Origin of the sequence: Acinetobacter sp. YH16044, assembly GCF_013417145.1 — a bacterium.
GTDB lineage: Bacteria > Pseudomonadota > Gammaproteobacteria > Pseudomonadales > Moraxellaceae > Acinetobacter > Acinetobacter amyesii.
In genome coordinates this window covers 1-1,239 of record NZ_VPEK01000157.1, presented here as the reverse complement: position 1 = coordinate 1,239, position 1,239 = coordinate 1, and the positions used below count along the sequence as shown (strand labels likewise).

Sequence of the window (1,239 nt, the reverse complement as noted above, 5' to 3'; positions counted from 1 at the left end):
ATGGACTAATGTCAGAGCCTCACCTTCATCACCAATTTGCTTAGTGCTGAAGGCTAATCCATCTGAAACTCCAGAGGCTTCTTTTGATATTTCCTCTTCAAATGATTTGAGCAAAGAATTGCTAGAATCATTTACAAAGTCTATCCATAAGGGCTTCACAGCTTCGATTTCTTGCAGACTTTGCTCTTTTTTATAGCTTCTAAATAATGGCGCATGATCCTTAAAATATTTCAGGAAATCCAGTGCATCCTCTCTAAAAAAGTATTTACCTTTATAGTCTTTGAGCATCAGGCCCGCTAATACACAATAATCTAAAATATCTAGTGCATACCGCTTTGTATCACCCTGACTATCATAAGTAACCTTATCTGAACGGTTTTTCAAAATTCTGCTAATAGTTAGAGAAATATCTTCATGATCTCTTGTTACTCTAAGATCATTTAAAACACAATGACAAAACTCTACGTCCGTTATGTATAAGTTTTCTTTAGAGATGCGAGATGAAGTAGCAAACTTTGCCAACCATAACAATGGATGAAAGTGGATGCCTGAACTTAAAATTTTCTCTATTTCATGACTTTTTAGAAATCCACCTGGATATTGAAATGTGGAAATAAATTTTAAGAAAAACTCTTTCAAATTAGTTGTATTAGCTAACTCTTTAGACAGCTCTGTCGCAAAATTTTTCCCATCTTTTGTATTTACCATACTAAATAGAGCACTAATTTCTGTCCGCCAATTCTGCAAAGTCTTATTTTCTAGTCCACTATTACCTGGAAAATCACGTATAGCTGATAAAATTTTTTCTTTAAAGATAGCCTCAGATTCACCATCTAACTCTGCTATCGAAAACGCCATATACCCCAAAACGTTTTCAATGTTTTTCTTAAATCGTGGTCTTGGATGGTGCAAACGTTGATAAAATTTCGCAGGAACTTCGTACATTTATAATTTCTCAAGTATTTTCTTTGCCAAAGTTTGAGCTAATACAGGAGGTACAGCATTTCCTACCTGTCTGAATTGCTCTGTTTTATTACCAATGAACTCAAACCGATCAGGGAATGATTGCAAACGAGCACATTCACGCACAGTAGGAACTCTATTGGCATAATAATGAAAATGATGTCTATGACCTGTATCAATGGTTGGTGATGGTGCATGATCGGGGAATCTTGTCCAAGCAACATTGAAATTACGGCTATTTCTTAGCTCTTCAGGTAAAGCTTTATAATTTTTTCA

The 1,239-nt window shown here is 35.1% G+C and carries 1 protein-coding gene and 1 pseudogene; both read right to left on the bottom strand.

Translation table 11 applies throughout. The annotated features are described in order from the left end of the window. On the bottom strand, positions 1-945 hold a 945-nt coding region (locus FTV38_RS17690), incomplete at its 3' end, for a hypothetical protein (protein ID WP_180023065.1). After that, positions 946-1,149 (bottom strand): annotated as a pseudogene (locus tag FTV38_RS17685) (DNA cytosine methyltransferase); the annotation flags it as partial. It abuts the gene before it with no gap. Positions 1,150-1,239 lie beyond the last annotated feature (90 nt).